The sequence below is a fragment of the Streptomyces sp. NPDC048288 genome, assembly GCF_043201555.1.
Taxonomy (GTDB): Bacteria; Actinomycetota; Actinomycetes; order Streptomycetales; family Streptomycetaceae; genus Streptomyces.
Map to the genome: position 1 here is coordinate 588,766 of NZ_JBICZD010000003.1, position 24,799 is coordinate 613,564.

A 24,799-nucleotide genomic window follows, 5' to 3' on the forward strand; every position below is an offset into this window, starting at 1 on the left:
GCAGCGAAAAGGCCCGTACGACCGGAGTCGTACGGGCCCCTTCGGACCTGCCTGGTCAGCCCTTGCGGGCCGAGATCACTTGTTGATCTTGGTGACCTGGCCGGCGCCGACCGTGCGGCCACCCTCACGGATGGCGAACTTCAGGCCCTCTTCCATGGCGATGGGCTGGATGAGCTCGACCTTCATCTCAGTGTTGTCGCCCGGCATGACCATCTCGGTGCCCTCGGGGAGGGTCACGACGCCGGTCACGTCCGTGGTACGGAAGTAGAACTGCGGACGGTAGTTGTTGAAGAACGGCGTGTGGCGGCCACCCTCGTCCTTGGACAGGATGTAGGCCTGCGCCTCGAACTCGGTGTGCGGGGTGACCGAGCCCGGCTTGATGATGACCTGGCCGCGCTCGACGTCCTCGCGCTTGATGCCACGGAGGAGCAGACCGACGTTCTCACCGGCCTGGCCCTCGTCGAGCAGCTTGCGGAACATCTCGATGCCGGTGACCGTGGTGGTGGTCTTCTCGGTCTTGATGCCGATGATGTCGACGGTCTCGTTGACCTTGAGGACACCACGCTCGATACGACCGGTGACGACGGTGCCACGACCGGTGATCGTGAAGACGTCCTCGATCGGCATCAGGAACGGCTTGTCGACGTCACGCTCGGGCTGCGGGATGGCCTCGTCGACAGCGGTCATGAGGTCCAGGACCGACTGGGTCCACTCGGGGTCGCCCTCGAGCGCCTTCAGCGCGGAGACCTTGACGACCGGCAGGTCGTCGCCCGGGAACTCGTACTCGGAGAGGAGCTCACGGACCTCGAGCTCGACGAGCTCCATGATCTCCTCGTCGTCCACCATGTCGGCCTTGTTCAGGGCGACGACGATGTACGGAACGCCGACCTGGCGGGCCAGGAGGACGTGCTCCTTGGTCTGCGGCATCGGGCCGTCGGTGGCGGCCACGACCAGGATCGCGCCGTCCATCTGCGCGGCACCCGTGATCATGTTCTTGATGTAGTCCGCGTGACCGGGGCAGTCGACGTGCGCGTAGTGACGGGTCTCCGTCTGGTACTCGACGTGCGCGATGGAGATCGTGATACCGCGCTGACGCTCCTCGGGCGCCTTGTCGATGTTGTCGAACGCGGTCGCCTCGTTCAGGTCCGGGTACGCGTCGTGCAGCACCTTGGTAATGGCGGCCGTGAGGGTCGTCTTACCGTGGTCGATGTGACCGATGGTGCCGATGTTGACGTGCGGCTTAGTCCGCTCGAACTTCGCCTTCGCCACTGGGGTCCTCCTGTGGAGTGGTTCTGTACGCCTTGATTCGATCGGTTTGATGCGATCGGCGCCAGGTGATCTTTGCTGTTGGGTCCCGGGCCCCGGGCCATTCCACCGCGAATGCGGAGGAACGACCCGTGAGGCTCCGGGGTCAAGCCTAAGGCGTGTGTGCGCGCCGCGTGGAACGCGGTACTTACTCGCCCTTGGCCTTCGCGATGATCTCCTCGGCGACGTTCCGCGGAACCTCGGCGTAGGAGTCGAACTGCATGGAGTAGCTGGCCCGGCCGGACGTCTTGCTGCGCAGGTCGCCGACGTAACCGAACATCTCCGAGAGGGGCACGAGGCCCTTCACGACGCGGGCACCGGCCCGCTCCTCCATGGCCTGGATCTGGCCACGGCGGGAGTTGATGTCGCCGATGACCTCACCCATGTAGTCCTCGGGCGTGGTGACCTCGACGGCCATCATCGGCTCAAGGAGAACGGGCTTGGCCTTGCGCGCGGCCTCCTTGAAGGCCTGCGAACCGGCGATCTTGAAGGCCAGCTCGGAGGAGTCGACCTCGTGGTAGCCACCGTCGAGGAGCGTGACGCGGACACCGGTCATCTCGTAACCGGCGAGGATGCCGAACTGCATGGCCTCCTGCGCACCGGCGTCGACCGAAGGGATGTACTCCTTCGGGATACGACCACCGGTCACCTTGTTCACGAACTCGTACGAGGCGTCGCCGCTCTCGATCGGCTCGATCGCGATCTGCACCTTGGCGAACTGACCGGTACCACCGGTCTGCTTCTTGTGGGTGTAGTCGACGCGGTCGACGGCCTGACGGATCGTCTCGCGGTACGCGACCTGCGGCTTGCCGACGTTGGCCTCGACCCGGAACTCACGGCGCATACGGTCGACCAGCACCTCGAGGTGCAGCTCGCCCATACCACCGATGATGGTCTGGCCGGTCTCCTCGTCCGAGTGAACCTGGAAGGAGGGGTCCTCCTCCGCGAGACGCTGGATGGCGACACCCAGCTTCTCCTGGTCACCCTTGGACTTGGGCTCGATGGCGACCTGGATGACCGGCGCCGGGAAGTCCATGGACTCCAGGATCACCGGCTGCTTGTCGTCGCAGAGCGTCTCACCGGTCGTGGTCTGCTTCAGACCCATGACGGCGATGATGTCGCCGGCGCCCACCGACTCGATCTCCTCACGCTTGTTCGCGTGCATGCGGTAGATCTTGCCGATGCGCTCCTTCTTGCCCTTGACGGAGTTCAGCACAGCGCTGCCGGACTCCAGGCGGCCCGAGTAGACCCGGACGAAGGTGAGCTTGCCGAGGTGCGGGTCGCTCATGATCTTGAACGCCAGCGCGGACAGCGGCTCCTCGTCGGACGGCTTGCGCTTGACCACGACCTCCGGGTCCTTCACGTCGTGGCCTTCGATGGCCTCGACGTCCAGGGGGGAGGGCAGGTAGCGCACGACCGCGTCGAGCAGGGGCTGGACGCCCTTGTTCTTGAACGCGGTACCGCAGAACACCGGGGTGACGGTGACGCCGTCGGACTTGCCGGACGCGATGGTGATACGACGGATCGCGGCGTACAGCTGCTCCACGGAAGGCTCCTGGCCCTCCAGGAACAGCTCCATGATCTCGTCGTCGTTCTCGGCGACGGTCTCGACGAGCTTGCCGCGGTACTCCTCGGCAGCCTCGGTGTGGGTGGCCGGGATGTCGACGACGTCGTACATCTCGCCCTTCTCCGCCTCGGCGGACCACACGAGCGCCTTCATCGTGACCAGGTCGACGACGCCCTTGAAGTCGGCCTCGGCACCGATGGGGAGCTGCATGACGATCGGCGTGGCGCCCAGGCGGCTGCTGATCATGTCGACGCAGCGATGGAACTCGGCACCGGTCCGGTCGAGCTTGTTGACGAAGCAGATACGCGGCACGCCGTAGCGGTCCGCCTGACGCCACACGGTCTCGGACTGCGGCTCGACACCCGCGACGCCGTCGAACACCGTCACCGCACCGTCGAGCACGCGGAGCGAACGCTCCACCTCGACGGTGAAGTCGACGTGACCCGGGGTGTCGATGATGTTGATGGTGTGGTCGACGTCTTCCAGCGGCCAGTGACAGGTGGTGGCAGCAGAGGTGATCGTGATGCCACGCTCCTGCTCCTGCTCCATCCAGTCCATGGTGGCAGCGCCGTCGTGGACCTCACCGATCTTGTACGACACACCGGTGTAGAACAGGATCCGCTCGGTCGTGGTCGTCTTGCCCGCGTCGATGTGGGCCATGATCCCGATGTTGCGGACCTTGGCCAGGTCAAGTGAAGTGGTAGCCATAAGGCTTCGGTCTTCTCTCGGTCTCGATGGGGGTAGCGACTACCAGCGGTAGTGCGCGAAGGCCTTGTTGGACTCGGCCATCTTGTGCGTGTCCTCGCGCTTCTTGACGGCCGCACCGAGGCCGTTCGAAGCGTCGAGAAGCTCGTTGAGCAGACGCTCGGTCATGGTCTTCTCGCGACGGGCGCGGGAGTAGCCGACGAGCCAGCGCAGCGCGAGGGTGTTGGCGCGACCGGGCTTGACCTCGATCGGAACCTGGTACGTCGCACCACCGACACGGCGGGACTTGACCTCAAGGGTCGGCTTGATGTTCTCCAGCGCGCGCTTCAGCGTGATGACCGGGTCGTTGCTGGTCTTCTCGCGCAGGCCCTCCATGGCGCCGTACACGATGCGCTCGGCGGTGGAGCGCTTGCCGTTCAGCAGCACCTTGTTGATCAGGGAGGTGACAAGAGGAGAACCGTAGACCGGGTCGATGATGACCGGGCGCTTCGGGGCGGGGCCCTTACGAGGCATTCTTACTTCTCCTTCTTGGCGCCGTAGCGGCTGCGGGCCTGCTTGCGGTTCTTGACACCCTGGGTGTCGAGCGAACCGCGGATGATCTTGTAGCGAACACCGGGCAGGTCCTTCACACGGCCGCCGCGCACGAGCACGATGGAGTGCTCCTGCAGGTTGTGTCCCTCACCCGGAATGTAAGCGGTGACCTCGATCCCGCTGGTCAGACGCACACGCGCGACCTTACGCAGGGCCGAGTTCGGCTTCTTCGGGGTGGTCGTGAACACACGCGTGCAGACGCCCCGGCGCTGAGGGGAGCCCTCGAGTGCGGGGGTCTTGTTCTTCTCGACCTTGTCCTGCCGGCCCTTGCGGACCAGCTGCTGGATCGTAGGCACTACTTCTCCGGTTTCTGTGTGCCGATGGTGAAGCTAACCTGGAACGTCGCCGACCCACGCGGTCGGGTGTGTCGGATTCCGCGGACTCCTGCCGGATGGCAGAAGGGGGCGCGGATCACGGTGGCCACTTCGTCACTCAGGTGCGGTTTGAAGGCACGCACGAGGGTCAGGGCACACCCCAGGCACAAGGTCTGAGCGTACCCAGCGCATTCACTCCGGTCAAAACAAAAGGAGGGGGACCGGTTGCGGAGGACCTGAGCTGCGGTTTCAGGAGGCCTTCCGATATACCACGAAGGCGAACGACACGCGAACGCAAGAGGGCGCGGGCTACCGGGATTCGGCCGGGCAGCCATGCGACGCTGATCGGATCTTCTGATCGCCGGTTCCCTGGAGCGCCCCCTTGGGGGCGCGGGGCTGTATACATTTGCGGCTCCGCCGCGTGGGCGCGACCAGCCACAACGAACCCGCAGCCGCCCGACGACCACGCGCGGCAGCCGCTACGGCGTTCTCCAGGGGGCCACACCGCCATGAGCACAGCTCAGAGCAACACCGCGCCGACCACCGAAACCCCGCCCCGCCCCCTCCGCCTCCCCCCGGCCCTCCGCCCCTACCTCCCGCCCCTCGCCCTCTACGCCGTCGCCAAGCTCACCGGCCTCCTGGTCTTCGCCTGGCTGCTGACGTCCGCCGGTGACTACCGCACCAAAGACGCCCGCTTCGGCGGCGGCGCCCACTGGTGGGACGTCCTGTCCACCTGGGACGGCTGGTGGTACCTCCAGGTAGCCCGGAAGGGCTACCACCCCGAGCCCCTCCAGCACCTCGCCCCCGGCGGCCAGTTCACGGCGGAACAGAACTCGGTCGCCTTCTTCCCCCTCTACCCCGGCCTGGTCCGGGCCGTCTCGGAAGTCACCGGCCTCGGCCTCTACGGCGCCGCGCTCCTCGTCTCGGTCCTGTCCTCGTTCGTCGCGGCGGCCGGCATCTACGCCGTGATCTCGACGCTCGCCGGCACCCGCGCCGGCACCATCGCCGCCGGCCTGTGGGCGGTGGCCCCCGCCGCCGGTGTCGAGTGGGCGGTCTACACGGAGTCCCTCTTCGTCGCCATCGCCGCCTGGACCTGCCACGCCGTGATGAAGCGCCGCTGGGTGACCGCGGGCCTGCTCGCCTTCCTGTCCGGCCTGAGCCGTCCGACGGCGGCCGTGCTGATCGGCGCGGTGGGCCTGGCGGCGCTGGTGACGCTGCTACGACCGGACAGCCGGCGCGAGCAGGGGGTCGCCGCCCCGCTGTACGCGGCGATCGCGGCCCCGCTCGGCCTGCTCACCTACATCGCCTGGGTCGGCTGGTCGATGGGCGGGCCCGGCGCGTACTTCTCGCTGCAGCGCGAGGCCTGGGCCCACTACTTCGACTTCGGCGCGTACACCCTGGACGTGCTGCGGAACGTGGCGGTGGGGCGCGGCGACTATCTCTTCGCCTTCTCCGTCCCCGACCTGATCGCCGTCCAGCTGGTGGTGGCGCTGCCGTTCCTGGTCGCGCTGCTGCTGCGGAAACGGCCGCCGCTGGTGCTGACGGCGTACACCCTCGCCTCGATCGTGACGGTCCTCGGCACCCAGCAGATGTTCGGGAACACCCCGCGCTATCTGCTCCCCGTCTTCCCCCTGCTCCTGGCCCCGGCGGCGGCGATGAGCCGGCTGAGGTGGCCGAGCCTGGCGGTGTTCTTCTCGACGGCGGCGATCGCGTCCGGGTGGTACGCGCACTACGTGATCTTCGAGCTGGGGATCCCCTAGGGGCGGGACCGGAGCGGGACCGGAGCGGCCGCGTTCCATGGCGCCGCCCCGGCCCCGTCGTCCCTGGTCCGCTACGGCCGCCGGGCGGCCGCGCGTTCCGCCGCGAAGACGTCCTCCAGGCGGAAGAGGGCGGCCCGGCCGGCCTTCCCGGCGGCCTCCAGGTGGCCCAGCTGGACCCACTTCCTGATGGTCGCCGGGGCGACGCCGGCCTCCTGGGCGGCCAGCGGCCCGGGGATGAGGGTGGGCGAACCCGGGCTCGTCATCGGTGGCTCCACTCCCCCTCGTCCCAGGTGTGCCGGTAGGCCGGGTCGTCGTGGCAGCCGCAGTCGGGGGCGGTGCAGCGGCACGCCGGGTTGACGCAGAGGACGGCGGCACGGTCCGGGAAGGCGCGCAGGGAGACGGAGTCGCACCAGGGGCAGCGCCCGGAGACGCGGACGACGGTCTCGGTGTCGCCCAGGGCGCGGGCGCAGCGCCGGGCCATCCGCCGGGTCTCGTCCCGGACGTGGGCGGCGAGGACGGGGTCGGCGGCGATGCCGTCGAGGAGCCCGACGATCCGGCGCAGCCGCTCGGGCACGGAGGCGCGGCGGACGCGCGGCAGCCCGAGCCGGTCCCGTACCGCCTCCTCCAGCTCCACCACCCCGTCGGTGATGTCACGGATGGTGTCGGAGATGTGCAGCCGCAGCGGCGCGGCACTGTGACCGGGGGCGACCAGGCCCTGGGCCTGCCGGAGCAGCAGCGCCTCGGCGCGCTCCTCGCGGAGCCGGTCGGCGAGGTCAGCGGGCGGCGGGGCGGGCGTGGCCCGCCGGCCCGGGGCGGCGCCGCGGCCGGGGGCGAGCTCGACGGCCAGTTCGGGGAACTGCTGGAGGAGCAGGCCGATCCAGAGGGCGGCGTTGTCGGCGGCGCGGTCTTCGGCGCGGTCTTCGGCGCGGTCTTCGGTGGGTGGGTGTGCGGGCGGCGTACGACGGTCAGGCAACGGAGCCTCCGCGGCGCAGGGCGCCCTGGACGACCGGGCCCCGCATGACCGGGAGGAGGTGCGCGGGGATCTCGACCGGGCGGCCCCGGCGCCAGAGGCGGCCTCCGCAGACGCCGTCGAACCAGTTGGCGGCGGGGGCGACGGCCTCCTCGCAGTCGCGCCGTACCGGGCAGCGGGCGCAGGCCCGCAGGGCGGGGGCGGCCTCCTTCACCTTCTTCGAGAAGACGACCCGGGGCGGGAGCCCGGCGCAGGCGGCCGTGGCCTGCCAGGCGGGCGGTGGGCATGAGCTGCCGGTGACGGACATGGGGCCTCCCAATGTGGCTCCAGTGGGGCTGGTGTGAGGCGAGCGCCGTCAAGACTTACAGATTGCGCGCGCGCTCGCAACAAATATGCCAGTGACCCTTTCGGGAGATCATGGAAGGATCGGGATCACTCGGGCGCGCACAGGCACCGAATCTCCCCGTATCGCACGGACTTTCCTCAGTGCTTGCACGAGAGCACGTAATTCCGTGCGCGCAAGCAAGCTAAACTTGCTGCCCTCCAAAGGAAGCGAGCCCTCAGATGACCAGCCAGGATCTGGACGCGTTCGCCGCGTGGGTCGAAGACCTGATGCGCGACCGCGGCTACGACATCGACAGTCCACGCGGCGGCGGAAAGTCGCGGATAGCGGACGAGGCGGGGGTGCACCGGGCCGCCGTCACCCGCCTGCTCCAGCGCCAGAGCATGCCGGACCTGGAGACCACGCGCCGGCTCGCCCGCGTCCTGGGCGTCCAGGTCCGCGAGATGCTCATCCGCTCCGGCCGCCTGACCGCGGAGGAACTGGCCGACCCGCACGACTACCTGGCCTCCCCGGCCCCGAACGCGGAGTTCGGCCGCCGTCCGACGCTGGAGGAGGTCGCCGACCTGCTCGGGGTGCCGGCCGACCGACGCGAGATGTTCGTGCGGGTGGTGGAACAGTTCCTGCCCAACGACGCACAGGCCGAGCCGATCGACGCGGCAACGACGACCGCGGACTGAACGCCCTTTCGCTGGACGCGCCATCGAGGAGACCCGTGGGCCGACGGGCGCTCTTCACGGGGGTGGCGCACCCGCAGCGAACCCCCCGCCTCAGACCCGCCCCCCCTCGCTCTCTTCGATCACCTCGCAGATTTAGTTGCGTGCGCGCACGCTCCCTGTCACAGTTGGTGCAGCGGCGGAGCTGTGCCCGGCGCCCCGCCCCCTCCGCACGCATCCCACCCGCTGCCCCGAGGTGATCCGGCATGACCACACCCACCCCACCCGCCTCGTTCCCCGACGTCGAGGCGATGATCGTCGACGTCCTGGACGACGACGCGCGGCTCTCCGGCGCCACCGTCGCCGTACAGGCACCGACCGGCTTCGACGGCACCACCGCCGCCGTCTTCGTGAACCGCCGCGGCGGTGCCTGGGTCGGCGAACGCCACGTCGACCAGCCGCTGATCGAGCTGGAGGTGTACGGCCCGACCAAGCAGGCCGCCCACGTCCTGGCCAACGACGCCCGCCAGATCCTGCTGTCGATGGCCAACAACCGGTACGGCACGAACCTCGTCACGGAGGTCGAGGAACAGGACGGCCCGCGCTGGCTGCCCGACTACCTCTACTCGGCGGCCAACCGCTACGTCACCGTGATGAAGGTGTACGTCGACGTCTACTGACCGTCGGCCCCACAGACCGAAGGCCCCGCCACCCCGGCGGGGCCTTCGTCGTACCCGGACACCCCCGGGTACGGCACCCCACCCGAACAACCCACCTCATAACAAGGAGCAACCACCATGGCAGGAACCAACTCCTCCGAGATCCGCATCGCCGGCGTAGGCCGCCTCTACGTCGCCACCGCCGACACCAAGGTGCCGACGACCTTCTCCTCCGACACCTCCACCGACTGGGCGAGCTGGAAGAACCTCGGCTTCACCTCCGGCGACGGCGTCACCTTCTCCAAGAAGGACAAGCTGGAGCCGGTCGACGTGTGGCAGGCCGTCAGCCCGGTGCACTTCGTGTACTCGGACCGCGACCTCACCCTGAAGTTCTCGCTGATGCAGTTCAACGAGGACACGCTGCCCTTCTTCATGGGCGGCGGCACGGTGGACGCGGTGACCGGTTCGACCGGCGTCTACAAGTACGACATCGCCGACCGGCCGTTCGCCGACGTGCGCGCCCTCGGCCTGGAGTTCACGGACGTCCGGGCGAGCGACGGCACCACCGTCACCTACCGCTTCGGCATCCCGCGCGGCCAGGTCACCGCGGCGGACGACATCAAGCTGGCCCGCAAGTCGGCGGCCCAGCTCGGCATCACCTACACGGCGATGGCCGCCGCCGACGGCTCGGCGCTGGCCAGCTTCGTGATGAAGGACGCCGCGTACGCCGCGTCCTGACCCCCCGGGGTGGGGCGTACCCCCGGTCCGCCCCACCCCGGACCCGTACCACCCACACCCTGTTTCCGCCTGAGGAGCACACATGACCCGTTTCGACGTCAACGCCGCGCGCGCCCAGCGCCTCGAAGCCCTCGGACGTACCTGGTCGTTCGAACTCGACGACGAGAGCTACACCCTGCCCACCGAGCTGACCCGCGCGACCGCGAAGGCCCTGCGCAAGCTCGACGACAACGACGTGGACGGGCTGCTGCGCCTGCTGCTCGGCGAGAAGCAGTTCACCCGCTTCGAACAGCACGAGGTCACCATGCAGGACATCGCCGCCATCCTGGAGGCCTACGGCAAGGAGACCGGGCTCGGCCTGGGGGAAGGCTGAGCCTCGTCGGGTTCGTCGAAGAACACGCCGAGGCCCTCGAAGCGGACCTGCTCCGCTACTACGGCACCGACCTGCTCGACTGGCACCGCGAGACGCTGACCGCACGGCGTCTCGCGCTGCTCATCAAGCACCTGCCGCGCGACAGCGCGCTGAACAGGGAGCTGCACGGCGAGGCCGCGGAGTGGTCGGTCTCCGACCATCTCCTCGCCGCCGCCGTGGACCATCTGGCGGCCGCGAACTGGATGTTCGCGAGCGTCAACTCCGAGGAGGGCGACCAGCCGGAGCCTCCGGCGCCGGTGCCGAGACCGTCGTACGACGACACGGAAGAACCGGCGGACGAAAGGGAACCGGACCAGGGCGCGGCCCCGCCCACCCCCGATTCCGCCCCCTCGGCCGTACAACTGGCCCGCTTCTTCGGCTGATCCAGCTGTACGGCACCGCCCCGGTCGGCCCGCTCACTCGTCCCGGCGCCGACCGGGGGCCCGGCCCTCCAGTTCGTCCGCGAGGGCCCGGGCCTTGTCGGAGAGCCGGCGGGCGGGAGCGTCGACGGACTCCTGCTGCTCCCGCTCCCCACCGCCACCGTCCCCCCGGCGCCCCTTGTCCCGGCCACCGCCCGCACCGTCCCGGTTCAGCGGCGGCACACTGGGCCGCCCGTTGCGCCGTACCACCGAACGCCGTTCGGCGGCGGCCGGCACCGCCCGCTTCCCCCGCACCTCACGCGCGGACAACAGGGTGTCGGCCCCGGGCCCGGCGTCCACACCCTCGTCGCCGTCATCGAAGTCGTCGACGCCCTCGACGTCCTCCACGGCCTCGATCTCGTCGACGATGCCGTCCCACGGTGTCCCGTCCGCGACGGACCGCTCCCGCTCGCCGCGCCGCTCTACCCGCGTCAATTCGGACGGCGGCCGCAGGAGCTGGACATAGGGCAGCGGAATGACCTCTCCGCCCCGCTCGCCGTCCCCCTCGGCCCGGCGTGCCCGCCGAGGCCGCCGCCCGGTCCGGGCGTCCTCCTGCCCCTGCAGATAGGCAGCCGTGATCCGCTGCTCGTACGCCCCGCGCACGGCGGGGAGTTGCTCATCGACCACGTCGGCCCAGCCGGCGCTGTAGGCGGCCATCTCCCGCCGGTCGAGTTCACCGCGCGGAAGGATCACCAGGTCCTCGGGCTCGTACCCGAAACTCAGGACCAGTTCGGAGAGACGAGCGATGAGATGTGGCAGATCGGAGGCCTGTTCCAGCCAGTCGATCACGTGTCGTTGCCGCGCGCTGCTCGCGTCCCCGTCCACCCCGTAGGCCTTGCTCTCGTCCCTGCCCCATCGCGCCCCCGCGCGAGGACGGCCGCCCGTTGGCCGTCCACCGTCGTATGACAGGCCCTCAGGTCCGTTGTCAGGCCACACCGTTCACTTTCGATTCACCGACGGGAGAACGGCCGGATCCTACTCCACGACTCTGACACAACATCCACTGCACCCCGCCATCACCGCAGGTCCGGACCGGGAGGCAACGGAGAGTGAAAGAAAGAGGCTTCGGCAAACACGGAGCGACACCGTAGGATTACTCGTACACTAGTTCGAACAGACGCTTCGAACGCGTCAGGAGCGCCCACCTGTACCACCAGCCCAGCGGACAGACCGGAAAGCAGGACGACGACATGGCGACTGGCACGAGCAACTTCCCGCAGCAGCCGATCGACACCTACTCCCGCCTCGCCCACCTCCTGCACTCCCCCGCGCCCGACCGCGAGGCACTGCTCGACCGGCTCTACGAGGAACTGCTTACCCGCGAGTCCCGCGCCTACGCCGCCGGCTGGACGGACGCCCTGACGGAAGCCCGCCGAAACCGCCGGTAGCCCCGGAGGGCCCGTACGGCACACGCCCACCACACCGACTCCTCGCCGCAGCCCCCTCCCGCTCTCACTCAACGGGTCGCTGCCGACGGCGAGTCGAGGCCCCCGCCCCCGGCCTCCAGCACCAGCTCCAGCCCGGCGAGCCCACCCCCGTGCCGTACGGCGTTCGCACACAACTCCTCGAGGGCGAAGCCGCCCCAGCAGACGCGGTTGGGGTGGTGTCGAAGCAACGGGAGTCCATCGTTCACCTCGCGGGAGCCGAGGAGTGATCCAAAACGCCCGGTCTCGGGCCCGGGGGTGCCGTACGCCGGCCTCCTCGCCCTCCCGTTCACCACCGAGGGCTTCCCCATGGGCGCCGTCTTCTTCGACCCACCGGGACACCTCTTGCCCCCGGAGTGACCGGTGGCCCAAGATCCCTGTCATGTACAAGCGAAGACGGGTACTGGGCACTTACCTCGGTATGGCGCTGGCCACCCTCCTCCCCGGTGCGAGCGTGGTGGACTACGACGCACGGTGGCTGGGGTTCGTACTGCCCGGCCTCGTCTTCGTCATCCTGAACCAGCTGATCCACACCTACCCGAGCGACATCCGGAACGCTCCCGCGATCCCGCTCCTGGTCCTCGCGGCGATCGGCATCGTCCAGGACACCCTGATCTGGCTCCTCGTCTCATGGATCGCCTCCAAGACGGGCTCCGGCATCCACGTGGACGGCTTCCTCACGGCCCTCGCGGCCGGCGCGACGGTCCGCGTCACGGTCCTGGTGCTCTTCGTTCTGGGCCCGCAGCCGGTCACGGAGGATTCCTGACCGGCGCACACCGCACTCGCCGCCGGCACGAACTACGCCGTTCCGTTCCTCATCGTCTCCATCCCCTTCGGCGTCGTATCGCTGCTGTTCGTACCCCGGCAGTTGCGTTATCGCCGACTGCGAAAGCACGGGGTGAAGACCCTCGCCGTCCGCGCGGAACGCATCCGCCGCGGGGGCACCGCGGTCGAGCGACTGAACTGCACCTTCCGTTCGGCGGACGGCGAGGAATTCCGGATCCTGATCACAGCCCCGAAGCCGCCACCGCGGGAAGGAGAGGAAGTCCCCGTCGTGCACGAGGAAAGAAAGCCGCCGTCCGCGGAGAGCGTGCACCATCTCGCGTCCTTCGGCTCCCGCGCGGGCATCGTGGTCCAGCCGACCGCAGGCTGAGCGGGGCCGCCGGCGCGAGGGGCACGCAGGCGACGGAGCGGATGACCAAGTATCCCTCCTGGGTCCTCCATATCGCCTTGTTCAGGACCTTTTCAGTTGTCGCCCGGCCCGGCGTGCGTGGATTGTCAACGACGCTGACGACGGACCCGCCTTCCGCGAGCCCAAGGTCCTCGGCCGGCATCGAAACGTAGCGCCTTTCATTGCCTTCGTCCCGATAAATGACGTCGATCGATGGAATGTTCGCGTTCCGACTTGCGGCGCCGCCCGGCGCTCAGAGCGTGAGCAGGAATAGAGAGAGCCCCAAGAACGCCACGCCCAACCCGGCCGACACAGCAACACGCAGCGGCCTCGACGGGATTTCCGGGACCCTTCGGGCACTTTCCCACGTCGCGAAGGAAACAAAGAATGAAATCGCCGAAATCGCGAAAAGCCCGACAGAGATAAAGAAGTACCAGAGCCTCATTCCCCGCCCCCACGTATCCCAATGATCCTTTCAGAGAATAGCGGAGGGGAAGAACGGGAGCAAGGCGGATTCCTTCGGTGATACCACCAGCCAGGGGAGGATCTTTGGGGCATTAGCCGTTTTTCAGGCCCGCGCGACCATCGAGAGGAAGTCAACGCATGGGACAGCACAGCACGGATGAGGTGTACGACAAGCTGGCCGACGTCGAGCTGAAGCTCGACAGCAATTCAAAGAACACCGTATCGACCAGTCATTTCGACGGCAAGATCAGGGACCTGAAGGAGGCGATCCAGAACGGCAAGAAGAAGGATGAAGACGAGCAGAAGAGCTTCAAGGACATCATCAAGGACATGTCTCCGATCAAGGAGTTCCTCGCTGTCGCCAACGGCACTGATTTCCTCGGCAAATTGGCGCTCCTGGTGACCGCCTTTGGCGCTTCAGTCGCGCTCGTCGTCGGCATCGTGTCGAAGGTCAAGGAATTGACTCTCGCGATCACAGGACGCACGCGAAGTTACGGCCTCTTCGGAGACGTGATTCCGGAGAACCGACGAGTTCGAAGGTCATTCGGCCGTGCCGAGAACGGCAGTTGGGGACTTCAGCCGGAGGAGCAGACCGATGTCCGGCAGCCACGACTCCCCTCCGTGGAGGAGGTCGGCCGGGTCAAGGACGCGATAGGCCTCCTCAACACCGAGATCGGTACCTACCGCGAGAAGGTGCGCGGTCTCGCCACCCCCCGTGCCATGCGGCAGATGGCCTCCGCTGCCAAGAGGTTGGAGAGCGCGGCGAAGAACCACCAGTCCGTCGACACACTCGCCGGCTCGATCCGGGACCTCAACGCCGAAATGCGCGTGCTGGCCGGCACGGCCGGTAGCTGACACCCACGCCGAGGAGACCACACATGAGCCTCGTCAGTTCACTGAAGAAGGCGTCCGGCTCCCTCCAGGACTTCAAGGAGAAGGCCTCTGGAGCGGGTACGGCGGCGAAGAACGTCGGCAGCGCCGGGCAGAAGGGGGCCGGACAGCTCAAGAGCCTCAAGTCCGCCGCCCAGGACTCCGGAAAGGAGCTGAAGGACCTCAAGTCCGCCTCCGACAAGGCGGAGAAGTCCGTCGCGAAGGCCGGCAAGACCGGTTCCAGCGCCGGGAAGAACCTGGGGAAGTACGAGTCCGGGGCGAGCAAGGCGGCCAAGGGCCAGGACAAGATGAACAAGTCGATGAAGGGCAACTTCTTCGGCCTGCTCATGCAGTTGCTGCAGCCGCTCATCGACAAGGTCATCGACATGGTGACCAACTCGAAGACCATGCAGAAGGTCCTGAAGCAGGCCTTCGAGGTCATCAAGACCGTGATCAGCAACGTCATGAAGGCCATCGGGCCGATCATGAAGAACGCCGGCAAGCTGATCAAGTCGGTCTGGAGCGGCATCAAGACGGCGGTCACGAACATCGTGAAGGCCGTCGCCGCCGTCATCCGCACCTACGTCACCATGTGGAAGACGATCATCACCGGCGTGCTCAACGCGATCCGCTCGGTCGTCTCCGGGGTGTGGAAGGGCATCAAGGCCGTCATCTCGCCGGTCGTCAGCTGGATCAAGTCGGCGATCCCGAACGCCTTCCAGGCCGTCAAGAACCGGCTCTCCAGTATCTGGGGCGGGCTGAAGGGCATCGCGAGCCGCGCCTTCGACGGCATCAAGGGCGCGGTCCGCGGCCCCATCAACGCGGTCATCGGCATCATCAACTCCGCGATCGGCGCCCTCAACGGCATCCACGTCTCCATCCCGGGCTGGGTCCCGATGGTCGGCGGCAAGACGTTCGGCGTCAGCCTGCCGAGGATCCCCGCGCTGGCCACCGGCGGTGTCGTCATGCCCCGCTCCGGCGGTGTCCCGGCGCTGCTCGCCGAGGCCGGTGAGGCGGAGGCCGTACTGCCGCTGAGCAAGCTCGACCGGCTGCTGAAGCGGGCGGCCGCGCGCGGCCGGGTATCGGGCGCGAGCGACTCCGCCGGCGCGCTGCACATCGAGCACTACTACGCGGCCGAGACCAGCAGCCCGCAGCGCACCGCCGACGCGCTGATGTTCCTGGCGAAGGCGCGCGGATGAGTGCCGCGCTCGGGACCGTACCGGCCAACCCGGTCGGTAGCTTCATCCCCACCGTGCGGTCCTTGCGCACGCGGGCCGAACAGAGTGTCACCGCCTTGCGCTCGGTCACGGGCCGCTTCAAGGACACCGTCACCGGCATCGACCGCCTCACCTCGGCCGCCGACCAGGCCGTGGGCGCCGTACGGAAGACGAAGGAGAGCGCCGAGAGCACCGCCCGTTCCGTCACCCGGACGGGACGGACCGCCTCCACAGCGGCGGGCGAGGTGAAATCCCTGAAGGCCGGCACCAAGGGCGCCGGCTCGAAGCTGGGCATCCTGCTGACCGGGCTCGGGGGCATCATGTCCCTGATCCTCGGCATGGTCGATCTCGCCGGTCCGCTCGGCAACCTCCTCGACACCTTCGGCACCGCCATGACCATCGCCTCCGGCGTGATGATCCTGATCAACGTCCTGACCCGCGCCAACCCCATCGGCTTCGTCACCGGCCTGCTGCTCCCCGTCGCCGGCTGGCTGATCGACATCGCCGTCAACTCCGAGACCGGGCAGCGCCTGATGGACCAGCTCGCCAAGCTGATCCTGCAGTACGTCCAGAGCTACCTGACCATCCTCACCCCGATCCTCAAGGCGATCGCCGGCGCCGTGAACACGTACGTCACCGGCTACCTCACCGTGATCACCGGTGTCCTGAAGGCCGTCGGCACCCTCGTCGGCACCGGCTTCGCCCTCCTCAAGGCCCTCACCACCGGCGACACCCGGGCGCTGAGCGGCAAGGTGTCGGCGGTCTGGAGCGGGTTGAAGAACGCCGTGCGGCCGGTCCTCGACTGGATCACGAGAGACATCCCCCGCGGCTTCACCCGGATCAAGGACGCCACGTCCAGCACCCTGCACGCCATGGGCCAGTTCGTCACCACCGGCGCGCAGACCGTCGCCGGGGTGATCAAGGGTCCGATCCAGGGGCTGATCGCGTTCGCGAACTGGGTGATCGACGGGCTGAACAAGCTCAGCTTCAGCATCCTCGGCAAGAAGTTCGGCGTGCACCTGGGCAAGATCCCGATGCTGGCGGAGGGCGGGGTCGCCGTCCCGGGTGCGGCCCGGCCGGGCAAGGTGCTCCCGCTCACCGCCCTCGCCCGCAGACACTCCACCTCGGCGGGCCCAAGCCCCCACCGCATCAGGGAGTTCCACGAGAGCCACGGCGCCGGCGCCCACGCCACCGCGACCGACCTGCTCTTCCTGGCCGCCGCGCACGCCTGCTGAGCAGTGCACCAGCCAACGACAACCGCATACCAGTGAGGTGAAGGCCGATGGCCGACCTGACCACCACCACATACACGGACGACGTTCCCCCCGGCTCACTCATCACCCGCGACGGGCAGATGCAGTGGGCCGGACTGCTGCTCGGCCCCGGTACGTCGTACGAGATCGGCAGCGACGGGCTCAGCGGGTGGGAGGACCTGCCGGACTACGACACGACGGACGCCGACCACCCGACCGCGCACGGCGCCTGGCCGGGCGCGCGGTACGCCAAGCCCCGCAAGGTCGGCGGCACGGTGTGGACCGTACCGCCGTCCGACGACACCGACTCCTCGCTCGCCGCGACGCGCGTCCTGCGCCAGGCCCTGCTGCTCGGCGACTCGGAGCGCTGGCTCGCGGTGCGGCTGCACGGTGAGACGCTCGCCGTGCGGGCCCGGGTCGCGCAGCGCGTGCTGGCCGCCGACCGGACGTACACCACGCAGGGCGTCTCCAAGGCGTCCGTGCAGTGGTACGCCACCGACCCGCGCCGCTACGCCGTCGACGAGCAGACGGCCGTGACCGGCGCCCCGCAGCCGGAGAGCGGGCTGACCTGGCCGCTGACCTGGCCGTTGTACTGGGGGCAGGCCGCCTCCACGGGCGATGTCGGCGCCGACAACAACGGCTCGGCGCCCACCCATCCGATCCTCACCTTCACCGGTCCCTGCACCAACCCGACCGTCACCGACCGGACTTCGGGACGCAGGCTGCGCTACGAGATCGCCCTCGCGGCGGGCGACGAACTCGTCGTGGACACGGCGGAGGGCACCGTCACCCTGAACGCCACCGCCTCCCGCCGCCACACGGCCGCCGCCGACAGCGGCCCCGAGGAGCTGTTCGCCTTCGAACCGGGCCGCGCCCAGCTCGCGTTCCGCCCCGACACCTACGGCACCGGCGCCCAGCTGTCCGTCCGCTGGCGCTCGGCGGAGTGGTGACGAACTCCCCCGCCGAAGTCGCCGAAGACGCCGAAGACGCCTGAGCCCCGAGAACACAGGAGACCAGTACATGAACCTGCGCAGCTCATGGGTGGCCGAGACCGGTCAGACCCGCGAGGACACCCGGCTGACCCAGCTGGGCGCGACCACCCCCGCCAACCCGCTCGAAGTGCGCTCCGGCATCCTGCCGGGGTCCTACGACGGCCTGTACCGGATGTCCGGCTTCTGGACGGAGGGCACCGGCGGCAGCATGAAGGCCACCGTCCACGAGGGCCGGGCCGTCGTCGCGGCCGGCGCCACCCAGGGCGCCTACCCGGTCACCCTGCCGGAGCCGACGAGCCTGACCTTCGCCGACGGCGACGCCTCCAACCCGCGCATCGACCTGATCGTGCTGCGGATCTACGACTCGCTGTACGACAACTCCGGGCAGACCAAGGCGGCCCTGGAGATCGTCCGGGGCACCCCGGCCGCAACCCCGGTCGCGCCCGCCGCCCCGGCCATCGCGCTGCCGATCTACCAGGTCAAGGTCCCCGCCGGGGCCAGCGCGGGCAAGGGCGGCCTGGACTGGAGCAGTGCCCTCACCGACCTGCGCACGCCGACCGTCGCGGTCGGCGGCATCCTGCCGGTGTACGGCGAGACGGGCAACGGAGCCTACCCGGGCCAGTACCGCGACTCCGGCAGCACCCTGCAGCGCTGGGACGGCTCGGCCTGGGTGGCGTACCCGAGTGCGCTGGGCGGCATCGCCCCGGCCGGCGCGGTCACCACCGCGAGCTACACCGGCCAGTACCGGGACAGTTCCGCCGGGATCCTCCAGCGCTGGAACGGCTCGGCCTGGGTGTCGTACCAGCCCGTGCCGTCCTGGACCGACTACACGCCGGTGTGGGGCACCGAATCCGGTACGGCGCCGGCGATCGGGAACGGCACGCTGGCGGGGTCGTACGTGAAGACGGGCACGGTCGTGCACGTACGGATCTATCTGAAGATGGGCTCGACGACGAACCTGTCCGCCCTGTCCTCCGGGACGAGCGGCGGCAACTGGTACTTCTCGCTGCCCGTCCCGCCGACCACCACGGCCTGGAAGCTCGACGGGCGGGTGCTGAACGTCCTCGGCTTCGACAGCTCCGGAAGCCTCTTCTACCAGGGCAGCGGCCTGCTCGCGACGACCGGCACCGGCGTCGTCCGCTCACTGCGGGACTCCTCGCCGAACGCCGCGGACATCTGGGACTCGGCGTACCCGATCACCTGGGCGAGCGGGGACGTGCTCTCCCTCTACGGCACCTACGAGTCGGCTTCCTGAGAGGGCTGCCATGACACTGCACTCCGTCTGGCTCCCGCCCGCCGGCCAGAGCAGACAGGCCACCCGTCTCGCCTCGCTCGGCGCCACCACCCCGAGCGGGCCTCTCCAGTCGCGCTCCGGCATCCTGCCCGGACACGACGACCCCCGGTACCGGGTCGGCGGCTTCGTGGTGAGCGGTGTGACGGGCGGGATGACGGCCGGCGTCTCGCACGGCCGGGCCGTGATCCAGGGCACCGTCACCCAGGGCGCCTACCCGGTCGCCCTGGACGAGGACATCACGGTCACCTTCCCGGACGGCGACGCCCAGTACAACCGGATCGACCTGCTCGTCCTGCGGGTGTACGACGACGCCTACGACGGCTCCGGGCGCAGCGAGGCCGCCGTCGAGATCATCAGGGGCACCCCCGCCGCCACCCCGGCCGTGCCCGCCCTCCCCACTCTGGCGCTGGCACTCGCCCAGGTCACCGTCAGGGCCGGGACCGGCGCGGGTTCCGGCGGCATCGACTGGGCCAACGACAGGACCGATCTGCGCACCACCCTGGTCTCGGTCGGCGGCATCCTCCCCGTCTACAACAACGCGACGGTCGCGGGCGGCTATCCCGGCCACTACCAGGACAACGACGTCCTGGGATACCTCCAGCGCTGGAACGGCACCGCGTGGGTCGCTTACCCGAAGGCGCTCGGCGGCATCGCCCCGGCCGGCATCGTCAGCACCGGCGGTTACACCGGCCAGTACCGGGACTCCTCCCTCGGCGTCCTGCAGCGCTGGAACGGCTCGGCCTGGCAGCCGGCGATCACGCCACCGCCGTTCGTGGCGTCCCAGGACGCCGGCTACACCACGTCCACGACCTACACGGCCGCCCTCACCGACACCGCCGTCACCGCGCTCACCCTCGCCTTCACCGCTCCGGCCACCGGGGCCGTCCTGCTCCACTTCGGCGCGCGCATGCTGACGCAGAGCAGCACCACCGCCTCGGCGTTCATGACCCCGCAGGTGACCCAGGGCAGCACCGTCGTCCTGAGCGCGAACGACGAGGTGGGCGCCTCGCACTCCGGCACCGCCTACTCCTCCGTCTCCACGGTGTACCGGCTGGCCGCCCTCACCCCCGGCACGAGCTACACGGTGACCGCCATGCACCGCTCCAGCGACGCCGGGGTCATCTGCTGGTTCGACAACATGTTCATGCGCGTCGACCCCGCCAACTGATCTATCTTCAAAGGGAGTTCACCATGCCTGTCCGCTCCGGCTGGCTGTCCGCCGACGGCCAGTCCCGCGAGGACACCCGGCTCGTCTCGCTCGGCGCCCTCACCCCGACCTCGCCCGTCGGCACCCGCTCCGGCATCCTGCCGGGCTCGTACACCGGCCTGTACCGCCTGGCCGCCTTCACCGTGACCGGCATCGCCAACACCATGACGGCCACGGTCAGCCCGGGCCGGGCCGTCATCCAGGCGCCCGACGCCCAGGGCGTGGTCAGCTCCCGGGGCGCCTACCCGATCGCGCTCACCGAGTACGTGACGATCGCCTTCGCCGCCGGCGACGCCCAGTACGGCCGGATCGACCTGGTCGTGCTCCGGGTCTACGACGACGCCTACGACGGCTCCGGCCGCACGGAGGCCGTCGTCGAGATCATCAAGGGCACCCCGGCCGCCACCCCGGCCGCGCCCACCGCCCCGGATCTGACCCTGCCGTTGTACGAGGTCGCCGTCCAGGCCAACGCGAGCGCGGGGACCAACGCCATCGCCTGGCCCAGCGCCCTGACCAGCCGGCGTAACGCCACCGTCGGGGTCGGCGGCATCCTTCCGGTCAGCGCCGAGTCCGCCATCGGCTCCTACCCGGGCCAGTACCGGGACTCCGACGGCCAGCTGCAGCGCTGGAGCGGCACCGCCTGGACCAACTACCCGGTCCTGCCCACCTGGCAGGACTGGACGCCGGCCTGGACGACGAGCAGCGGCAGCGCCCTGCCCGCCCTCGGCAACGCCACGGTCAGCGGCCGCTACGTGAAGTTCGGCACCACCGTGCACCTGAACTTCTCGATCGCGTTCGGCAGCACCACCACCTACGGCACCGGCGCGACCACCAGCGACAACTGGCGGTTCTCGCTGCCCGTCACAGCCGCCTCCGTGCAACCGCACATCGGCTACGCCGAACTCGGCGTCTCCAACAGCGCCCGCGCCACCGCCCGCCTGTACTGCGCCACCACCGGCACCTTCGAGCTGCTGATCGTCTCCGGCCAGCCGAGCGCCACCGCGCTCACCAACTCCGGTGCCGTCGACGCCCTGACGCCCTGGACCTGGGCCAGCGGCAACGTCATCAAGGGCGGCGCGACCTACGAGGCGGCCTCGTGAGCACGACCCTCAACACCCCGTACCGGGCGATCTTCTGCGACCTGCTCACCGACAACACCATCGACATCCTGCCGCTGCGCGACGTCACCGTCGACGACTACATCGGCAAGGCGGGCTCGCTCTCCGGCACCGTCCCCGTCCCGAACGCGGAGATGGCCGCCCGGGTCCGCCGCATCGAGGAGGGCCGCACCTCGGTCTACCTCCAGCGCGGCACCGACCTGTGGTGGGGCGGGATCATCTGGACCAGCACCCTGCAGAGCGACGACCAGGGCGTCCTCACCCTCGGCATCCAGGCGGCGACCTTCGAGTCGTACGCGGGGCGGCGGATGATCCGGGCGACGACGGCCAAGTACGACTCCTCCTACACGCTCCCCTTCGCGGACGTCGACCAGCTGGACATCGCCCGGGGCCTGTGGACCGACATGCAGACCGCTCTGGACGGCGGGAACATCCTCGTCACGTACGGCACCGAGACCTCCGGTGTGACCCGTACGGTCACCTACCGGGACGGCGACGAGACCACCTACCAGGACGCCCTGGACTCGCTGGCCGCGCTGAAGAACGGCTTCGAGTACCACATCACCGTCTACACCGACCCGGTCACGGGAAGCCGCGTACGCCGGCTGGTGCTGCCCCAGTCAGCGGACGGGGACGAGTACGACGGCAGGATCAGGACCGGCTCCACCGACCTGGTACTGGACCGGCCCGGCACGATCCTGTCGTACTCCTTCCCGCGCGACGCCACCCGCGGCGGCACCACCGCCCGGGCCCGCGGCGCCTCCACCAACACCGACCAGGCCACCGAGTCCCGGCCGCTGGCCTCCGACGTGGCGGCCGCCGACCAGCTGATCGGCACCGGGAAGAATCACGCCGGCCATCCGCGCATCGACCTGACCTCCGACCACAACAACATCACCGACCAGGACACCCTGGACGCCCTCGCCAAGACCGAACTGGGCGCGGCGACCGGCGCGGTGGTGATCCCCGAGATCAGCATCCGCCTCGACGACCTGGTACCGACCGCACTGCTCGGCCGGACCGCGCGCATCCGGATCACCGACGAGTGGTTCGCCGAGGGCCTGGACGCCCGCTACCGGATCATCGGCGTCAAGGTCAGCCCGGCCCAGCGCGGCCGCCCGGACACCGCCGAGCTCTACCTGGAGGAGGCCGCCTGATGCCCCAGCTGCCCGAAGACATCATCGACCGGCTCACCCAGATGGAACGCCGGATCCAGCAGCTGTCCACCGCCGTCAACACCCGGCCCGCCCAGAACACCGTCACGGGCGGCAGCGTGGAGATCACCGGCGGCGGCTCGCTGGCCGTCCGGCCGCCGGCCGGCGGCCCCGCCATCTTCGCGGTCGGCAAGTGGACCGGCAAGGAGTACGGCCTGGCGATGCGCCGCCAGACCGGCCAGCTGGCCCTGAGCCTGTTCAACGGCGACGGCACCGCGACCGGGCTGCAGCCGCTGCGGTTCTACGACGCCGGCGCCAGGGAGATCGTCTCGGACGACGTCGGCGTCGGCGGTCTCGCCCGGCCCTGGCTGGCCATGCTGCCGCCGCAGGACACCACGTACACCCGCTGGCCGCAGACCACGGCGACCAGCATGACGACGATCGCGATGTCCTACAACATCGCCTGGCAGCCGAAGATGCGGCTCATGATGAACACCCGCGTCACCTCCGGCTACACCGGCTCCGTCCAGGTGCTCATCAACGGCGTCCAGTGGGGCAGCACCGTCGACGCCTCCGCCGGCTTCGACTACACGGACCTGATCGCCTCCGACTTCGACGCGATTTTCGGCACCCGGTTCAAGGTCGAGATCCAGGCGTCGGTCACCAGCGGCGGCACCGTCTACGCCAACCCCGTGCTGATGCACGGCCGCCAGACCTGAGAGAGGAACACGAGGAACACATGGACATCGACACCACCCAGCCCTGGGGCCTCGCCATCGACTTCGCCGGCCGGGCCACCATCACCGAGGCCGGCCACACCATCCACGTCAACGTGACCGACACCAGCCTGAGCGACATCATCGGCCCGGACTCGATCACCGGCACCTACTCGGCGGTCAACATCACCGCCCAGTTCACCGAGACCGGCACCAACAACACGGTGCTCCGGGGCATCGGCCGGGTCACCGTCCCGCCCGTCGGCACGGACCCGGTCGTCCCCGACCAGACCGCGATCCAGCGCGCGGTGGCCACCGCCCTCACCAACTTCGCCGACAACACCGCGGCCTACACGGCCCTCTGCACGAAGTGGACCGCCCCCGACGACAGTTCGGGCGGCACCGACACCGGCGGCACCGACTCGACCGACGCCACCTCCAGCGCCCCTTAGGGGCGCGGGGCTGCATCCGATATGCGGCTCCGCCGCGTGGGCGCGATCAACCCCCACCGCCCCGCACACCGCACACCACCCGAGCCACCCACCCCCGGCCCGGGTTTTTTCATGCCCACACCCCGCATCAGAAGGACCCGCCCATGGCCACACCCCTCTCCGCAGACGCCCTCCTGTCGGCCCTCAGAGCCGAAGGCGTCACCGTCGTGGAACACGACGGCTGGCGCACCCACAACCGCGCCGGCCACGGCGCCTGGGGCCCGGTGAACGGCGTGATCATCCACCACACCGTCACCTCCGGCACCACCGCCTCCGTCAGCATGTGCTTCAACGGCCGCTCCGACCTGCCCGGCCCGCTCTGCCACGGCGTCATCGCCAAGGACGGCACGGTCCACCTCGTCGGCAACGGCCGGGCCAACCACGCCGGCAGCGGCGACGGCGACGTGCTGGCCGCCGTCGCCGCCGAGAGCGCCACCCTCCCGGCACCGGACCGGAACGACACCGACGGCAACGTCCACTTCTACGGCTTCGAGTGCGTCAACCTCGGCGACGGCAAGGACCCCTGGCCCGACGTCCAGCTGGACGCCATGGTCCGGGCGTCGGCCGCGCTGTGCCGGGCGCACGGCTGGAGCGCGCGGTCGGTCATCGGCCACAAGGAGTGGACGAACACCAAGATCGACCCCAAGGGCTTCGCGATGGCGGACTTCCGCGGCCGGGTCGCGGACCGCCTCGGGACGAAGGTCACCGGCGGCTCCACCAGCACCACCCCCGCCCACCAGCCCTTCCCGGGCGCCGCGTGGTTCCGGAAGAACCCGAGGTCGGCGATCGTCACCGCGATGGGCAAGCGGCTGGTCGCGAACGGCTGCTCGGCATACACCTCCGGCCCCGGACCGCAGTGGACCGAGGCCGACCGGGCGTCGTACGCCAGGTGGCAGCGCAGGCTCGGCTACACCGGCTCCTCCGCCGACGGCTGGCCGGGCGCGAAGTCCTGGGCGGCCCTCAAGGTCCCCTTCGTCAAGGAGGTCTGACC

The 24,799-nt window shown here is 69.5% G+C and carries 28 protein-coding genes; 19 read left to right on the forward strand and 9 right to left on the reverse strand.

The window, feature by feature from the left end; translation table 11 throughout:
* Positions 1-75 precede the first annotated feature (75 nt).
* The 4 genes from tuf to rpsL form a co-directional block, all read right to left on the reverse strand.
* On the reverse strand, positions 76-1,269 hold the full coding sequence (gene tuf, locus ACGFZS_RS13995; RefSeq protein WP_362601054.1) for an elongation factor Tu: 1,194 nt from the start codon (positions 1,267-1,269) through the stop codon (positions 76-78).
* Between the two features lie 184 nt (positions 1,270-1,453).
* Positions 1,454-3,580, reverse strand: coding sequence for an elongation factor G (gene fusA, locus ACGFZS_RS14000; protein ID WP_393664361.1), 2,127 nt, complete (start codon positions 3,578-3,580; stop codon positions 1,454-1,456).
* Between the two features lie 39 nt (positions 3,581-3,619).
* Entirely contained in the window at positions 3,620-4,090 is a 471-nt protein-coding gene (gene rpsG / locus ACGFZS_RS14005; protein ID WP_005481264.1) for a 30S ribosomal protein S7, read from the reverse strand.
* Between the two features lie 2 nt (positions 4,091-4,092).
* Positions 4,093-4,464, reverse strand: coding sequence for a 30S ribosomal protein S12 (gene rpsL, locus ACGFZS_RS14010; RefSeq protein ID WP_003948652.1), 372 nt, complete (start codon positions 4,462-4,464; stop codon positions 4,093-4,095).
* 527 nt (positions 4,465-4,991) lie between these two features.
* Here rpsL and ACGFZS_RS14015 point away from each other — a divergent pair.
* Positions 4,992-6,242, forward strand: a complete 1,251-nt coding sequence (locus tag ACGFZS_RS14015; protein ID WP_393795252.1) for a hypothetical protein — start codon at positions 4,992-4,994, stop codon at positions 6,240-6,242.
* 71 nt (positions 6,243-6,313) lie between these two features.
* Here ACGFZS_RS14015 and ACGFZS_RS14020 read toward each other — a convergent pair whose 3' ends face one another.
* Genes ACGFZS_RS14020 through ACGFZS_RS14030 form a run of 3 tightly spaced genes read right to left on the reverse strand, consistent with a single transcriptional unit; the run spans position 6,314 to position 7,519 of the window.
* On the reverse strand, positions 6,314-6,505 hold the full coding sequence (locus ACGFZS_RS14020; RefSeq protein WP_355720005.1) for a hypothetical protein: 192 nt from the start codon (positions 6,503-6,505) through the stop codon (positions 6,314-6,316).
* Positions 6,502-7,215: a hypothetical protein gene (locus tag ACGFZS_RS14025; RefSeq protein WP_393795253.1), complete on the reverse strand. Its 714-nt coding sequence runs from the start codon at positions 7,213-7,215 to the stop codon at positions 6,502-6,504. The genes ACGFZS_RS14020 and ACGFZS_RS14025 overlap by 4 nt, the downstream gene beginning before the upstream one ends.
* A complete protein-coding gene (locus ACGFZS_RS14030; RefSeq protein ID WP_393795254.1) occupies positions 7,208-7,519 on the reverse strand; it encodes a WhiB family transcriptional regulator in 312 nt (103 codons plus the stop codon). Before ACGFZS_RS14030 ends, ACGFZS_RS14025 begins: the two co-directional genes overlap by 8 nt.
* Positions 7,520-7,776: 257 nt before the next feature.
* Here ACGFZS_RS14030 and ACGFZS_RS14035 point away from each other — a divergent pair, with 257 nt between their 5' ends.
* From ACGFZS_RS14035 to ACGFZS_RS14055, 5 genes are all read left to right on the forward strand, one after another.
* Positions 7,777-8,232 (forward strand): helix-turn-helix domain-containing protein, encoded by a 456-nt coding sequence (locus ACGFZS_RS14035; protein ID WP_393795255.1) that lies wholly within the window; start codon positions 7,777-7,779, stop codon positions 8,230-8,232.
* 242 nt (positions 8,233-8,474) lie between these two features.
* The gene (locus tag ACGFZS_RS14040) at positions 8,475-8,888 is read left to right on the forward strand and encodes a hypothetical protein (RefSeq protein WP_365695542.1); all 414 of its coding nucleotides are present in this window, start codon (positions 8,475-8,477) and stop codon (positions 8,886-8,888) included.
* Between the two features lie 117 nt (positions 8,889-9,005).
* The gene (locus tag ACGFZS_RS14045; RefSeq protein WP_355719994.1) at positions 9,006-9,605 is read left to right on the forward strand and encodes a phage tail protein; all 600 of its coding nucleotides are present in this window, start codon (positions 9,006-9,008) and stop codon (positions 9,603-9,605) included.
* Between the two features lie 82 nt (positions 9,606-9,687).
* The gene (locus ACGFZS_RS14050; protein WP_355719992.1) at positions 9,688-9,978 is read left to right on the forward strand and encodes a hypothetical protein; all 291 of its coding nucleotides are present in this window, start codon (positions 9,688-9,690) and stop codon (positions 9,976-9,978) included.
* Between the two features lie 47 nt (positions 9,979-10,025).
* Entirely contained in the window at positions 10,026-10,400 is a 375-nt protein-coding gene (locus ACGFZS_RS14055) for a hypothetical protein (protein WP_393795468.1), read from the forward strand.
* A 33-nt stretch (positions 10,401-10,433) separates the two neighbouring features.
* On the opposite strand, the gene ACGFZS_RS14060 is transcribed toward ACGFZS_RS14055, so the two are convergent.
* The gene (locus ACGFZS_RS14060) at positions 10,434-11,225 is read right to left on the reverse strand and encodes a hypothetical protein (protein WP_393795256.1); all 792 of its coding nucleotides are present in this window, start codon (positions 11,223-11,225) and stop codon (positions 10,434-10,436) included.
* A gap of 401 nt (positions 11,226-11,626) precedes the next feature.
* Here ACGFZS_RS14060 and ACGFZS_RS14065 point away from each other — a divergent pair, with 401 nt between their 5' ends.
* Positions 11,627-11,824, forward strand: coding sequence for a hypothetical protein (locus ACGFZS_RS14065; RefSeq protein ID WP_393795257.1), 198 nt, complete (start codon positions 11,627-11,629; stop codon positions 11,822-11,824).
* A 68-nt stretch (positions 11,825-11,892) separates the two neighbouring features.
* Here the strand turns inward: ACGFZS_RS14065 and ACGFZS_RS14070 are convergent, their stop codons facing one another.
* Positions 11,893-12,069 (reverse strand): hypothetical protein, encoded by a 177-nt coding sequence (locus ACGFZS_RS14070; protein ID WP_393795258.1) that lies wholly within the window; start codon positions 12,067-12,069, stop codon positions 11,893-11,895.
* A gap of 173 nt (positions 12,070-12,242) precedes the next feature.
* On the opposite strand from ACGFZS_RS14070, the gene ACGFZS_RS14075 reads away from it, so the two are divergent.
* The 12 genes from ACGFZS_RS14075 to ACGFZS_RS14130 all read left to right on the forward strand — a co-directional run bounded on the left by ACGFZS_RS14075 (position 12,243) and on the right by ACGFZS_RS14130 (position 24,797).
* Positions 12,243-12,626, forward strand: coding sequence for a hypothetical protein (locus ACGFZS_RS14075; RefSeq protein WP_393795259.1), 384 nt, complete (start codon positions 12,243-12,245; stop codon positions 12,624-12,626).
* 1,008 nt (positions 12,627-13,634) lie between these two features.
* Positions 13,635-14,351: a hypothetical protein gene (locus tag ACGFZS_RS14080; protein WP_393795260.1), complete on the forward strand. Its 717-nt coding sequence runs from the start codon at positions 13,635-13,637 to the stop codon at positions 14,349-14,351.
* 23 nt (positions 14,352-14,374) lie between these two features.
* On the forward strand, positions 14,375-15,565 hold the full coding sequence (locus ACGFZS_RS14085) for a phage tail protein (RefSeq protein ID WP_393795261.1): 1,191 nt from the start codon (positions 14,375-14,377) through the stop codon (positions 15,563-15,565).
* Positions 15,562-16,818: a tape-measure protein gene (locus ACGFZS_RS14090; RefSeq protein WP_393795262.1), complete on the forward strand. Its 1,257-nt coding sequence runs from the start codon at positions 15,562-15,564 to the stop codon at positions 16,816-16,818. Before ACGFZS_RS14085 ends, ACGFZS_RS14090 begins: the two co-directional genes overlap by 4 nt.
* 47 nt (positions 16,819-16,865) lie before the next feature.
* The gene (locus tag ACGFZS_RS14095) at positions 16,866-17,786 is read left to right on the forward strand and encodes a phage distal tail protein (protein WP_393795263.1); all 921 of its coding nucleotides are present in this window, start codon (positions 16,866-16,868) and stop codon (positions 17,784-17,786) included.
* A 70-nt stretch (positions 17,787-17,856) separates the two neighbouring features.
* Positions 17,857-19,083, forward strand: a complete 1,227-nt coding sequence (locus tag ACGFZS_RS14100) for a hypothetical protein (RefSeq protein ID WP_393795264.1) — start codon at positions 17,857-17,859, stop codon at positions 19,081-19,083.
* A gap of 10 nt (positions 19,084-19,093) precedes the next feature.
* Complete coding sequence (locus ACGFZS_RS14105) at positions 19,094-20,290, forward strand: hypothetical protein (protein ID WP_393795265.1); 1,197 nt, start codon at positions 19,094-19,096, stop codon at positions 20,288-20,290.
* A gap of 23 nt (positions 20,291-20,313) precedes the next feature.
* Positions 20,314-21,429 (forward strand): hypothetical protein, encoded by a 1,116-nt coding sequence (locus ACGFZS_RS14110; RefSeq protein ID WP_393795266.1) that lies wholly within the window; start codon positions 20,314-20,316, stop codon positions 21,427-21,429.
* On the forward strand, positions 21,426-22,604 hold the full coding sequence (locus ACGFZS_RS14115) for a hypothetical protein (protein ID WP_393795267.1): 1,179 nt from the start codon (positions 21,426-21,428) through the stop codon (positions 22,602-22,604). Before ACGFZS_RS14110 ends, ACGFZS_RS14115 begins: the two co-directional genes overlap by 4 nt.
* Positions 22,604-23,320 carry a hypothetical protein gene (locus tag ACGFZS_RS14120; RefSeq protein ID WP_393795268.1) on the forward strand — a complete coding sequence of 239 codons (717 nt, stop codon included), beginning with the start codon at positions 22,604-22,606 and terminating at the stop codon, positions 23,318-23,320. Before ACGFZS_RS14115 ends, ACGFZS_RS14120 begins: the two co-directional genes overlap by 1 nt.
* Before the next feature lie 20 nt (positions 23,321-23,340).
* Positions 23,341-23,769 (forward strand): ATP-binding protein, encoded by a 429-nt coding sequence (locus ACGFZS_RS14125; RefSeq protein ID WP_393795269.1) that lies wholly within the window; start codon positions 23,341-23,343, stop codon positions 23,767-23,769.
* A 143-nt stretch (positions 23,770-23,912) separates the two neighbouring features.
* Positions 23,913-24,797 carry a peptidoglycan-binding protein gene (locus ACGFZS_RS14130; RefSeq protein WP_393795270.1) on the forward strand — a complete coding sequence of 295 codons (885 nt, stop codon included), beginning with the start codon at positions 23,913-23,915 and terminating at the stop codon, positions 24,795-24,797.
* Positions 24,798-24,799 lie beyond the last annotated feature (2 nt).

Excerpts from the sequence above, each read along its gene's own strand:
- fusA (WP_393664361.1), bottom strand. The coding sequence starts at position 3,580 with ATGGCTACCACTTCACTTGACCTGGCCAAGGTCCGCAACATCGGGATC.
- rpsG (WP_005481264.1), bottom strand. The coding sequence starts at position 4,090 with ATGCCTCGTAAGGGCCCCGCCCCGAAGCGCCCGGTCATCATCGACCCG.
- ACGFZS_RS14015 (WP_393795252.1), top strand. The coding sequence starts at position 4,992 with ATGAGCACAGCTCAGAGCAACACCGCGCCGACCACCGAAACCCCGCCC.
- ACGFZS_RS14020 (WP_355720005.1), bottom strand. The coding sequence starts at position 6,505 with ATGACGAGCCCGGGTTCGCCCACCCTCATCCCCGGGCCGCTGGCCGCC.
- ACGFZS_RS14030 (WP_393795254.1), bottom strand. The coding sequence starts at position 7,519 with ATGTCCGTCACCGGCAGCTCATGCCCACCGCCCGCCTGGCAGGCCACG.
- ACGFZS_RS14035 (WP_393795255.1), top strand. The coding sequence starts at position 7,777 with ATGACCAGCCAGGATCTGGACGCGTTCGCCGCGTGGGTCGAAGACCTG.
- ACGFZS_RS14040 (WP_365695542.1), top strand. The coding sequence starts at position 8,475 with ATGACCACACCCACCCCACCCGCCTCGTTCCCCGACGTCGAGGCGATG.
- ACGFZS_RS14045 (WP_355719994.1), top strand. The coding sequence starts at position 9,006 with ATGGCAGGAACCAACTCCTCCGAGATCCGCATCGCCGGCGTAGGCCGC.
- ACGFZS_RS14050 (WP_355719992.1), top strand. The coding sequence starts at position 9,688 with ATGACCCGTTTCGACGTCAACGCCGCGCGCGCCCAGCGCCTCGAAGCC.
- ACGFZS_RS14065 (WP_393795257.1), top strand. The coding sequence starts at position 11,627 with ATGGCGACTGGCACGAGCAACTTCCCGCAGCAGCCGATCGACACCTAC.
- ACGFZS_RS14075 (WP_393795259.1), top strand. The coding sequence starts at position 12,243 with ATGTACAAGCGAAGACGGGTACTGGGCACTTACCTCGGTATGGCGCTG.
- ACGFZS_RS14080 (WP_393795260.1), top strand. The coding sequence starts at position 13,635 with ATGGGACAGCACAGCACGGATGAGGTGTACGACAAGCTGGCCGACGTC.
- ACGFZS_RS14085 (WP_393795261.1), top strand. The coding sequence starts at position 14,375 with ATGAGCCTCGTCAGTTCACTGAAGAAGGCGTCCGGCTCCCTCCAGGAC.
- ACGFZS_RS14090 (WP_393795262.1), top strand. The coding sequence starts at position 15,562 with ATGAGTGCCGCGCTCGGGACCGTACCGGCCAACCCGGTCGGTAGCTTC.
- ACGFZS_RS14095 (WP_393795263.1), top strand. The coding sequence starts at position 16,866 with ATGGCCGACCTGACCACCACCACATACACGGACGACGTTCCCCCCGGC.
- ACGFZS_RS14100 (WP_393795264.1), top strand. The coding sequence starts at position 17,857 with ATGAACCTGCGCAGCTCATGGGTGGCCGAGACCGGTCAGACCCGCGAG.
- ACGFZS_RS14105 (WP_393795265.1), top strand. The coding sequence starts at position 19,094 with ATGACACTGCACTCCGTCTGGCTCCCGCCCGCCGGCCAGAGCAGACAG.
- ACGFZS_RS14110 (WP_393795266.1), top strand. The coding sequence starts at position 20,314 with ATGCCTGTCCGCTCCGGCTGGCTGTCCGCCGACGGCCAGTCCCGCGAG.
- ACGFZS_RS14120 (WP_393795268.1), top strand. The coding sequence starts at position 22,604 with ATGCCCCAGCTGCCCGAAGACATCATCGACCGGCTCACCCAGATGGAA.
- ACGFZS_RS14125 (WP_393795269.1), top strand. The coding sequence starts at position 23,341 with ATGGACATCGACACCACCCAGCCCTGGGGCCTCGCCATCGACTTCGCC.
- ACGFZS_RS14130 (WP_393795270.1), top strand. The coding sequence starts at position 23,913 with ATGGCCACACCCCTCTCCGCAGACGCCCTCCTGTCGGCCCTCAGAGCC.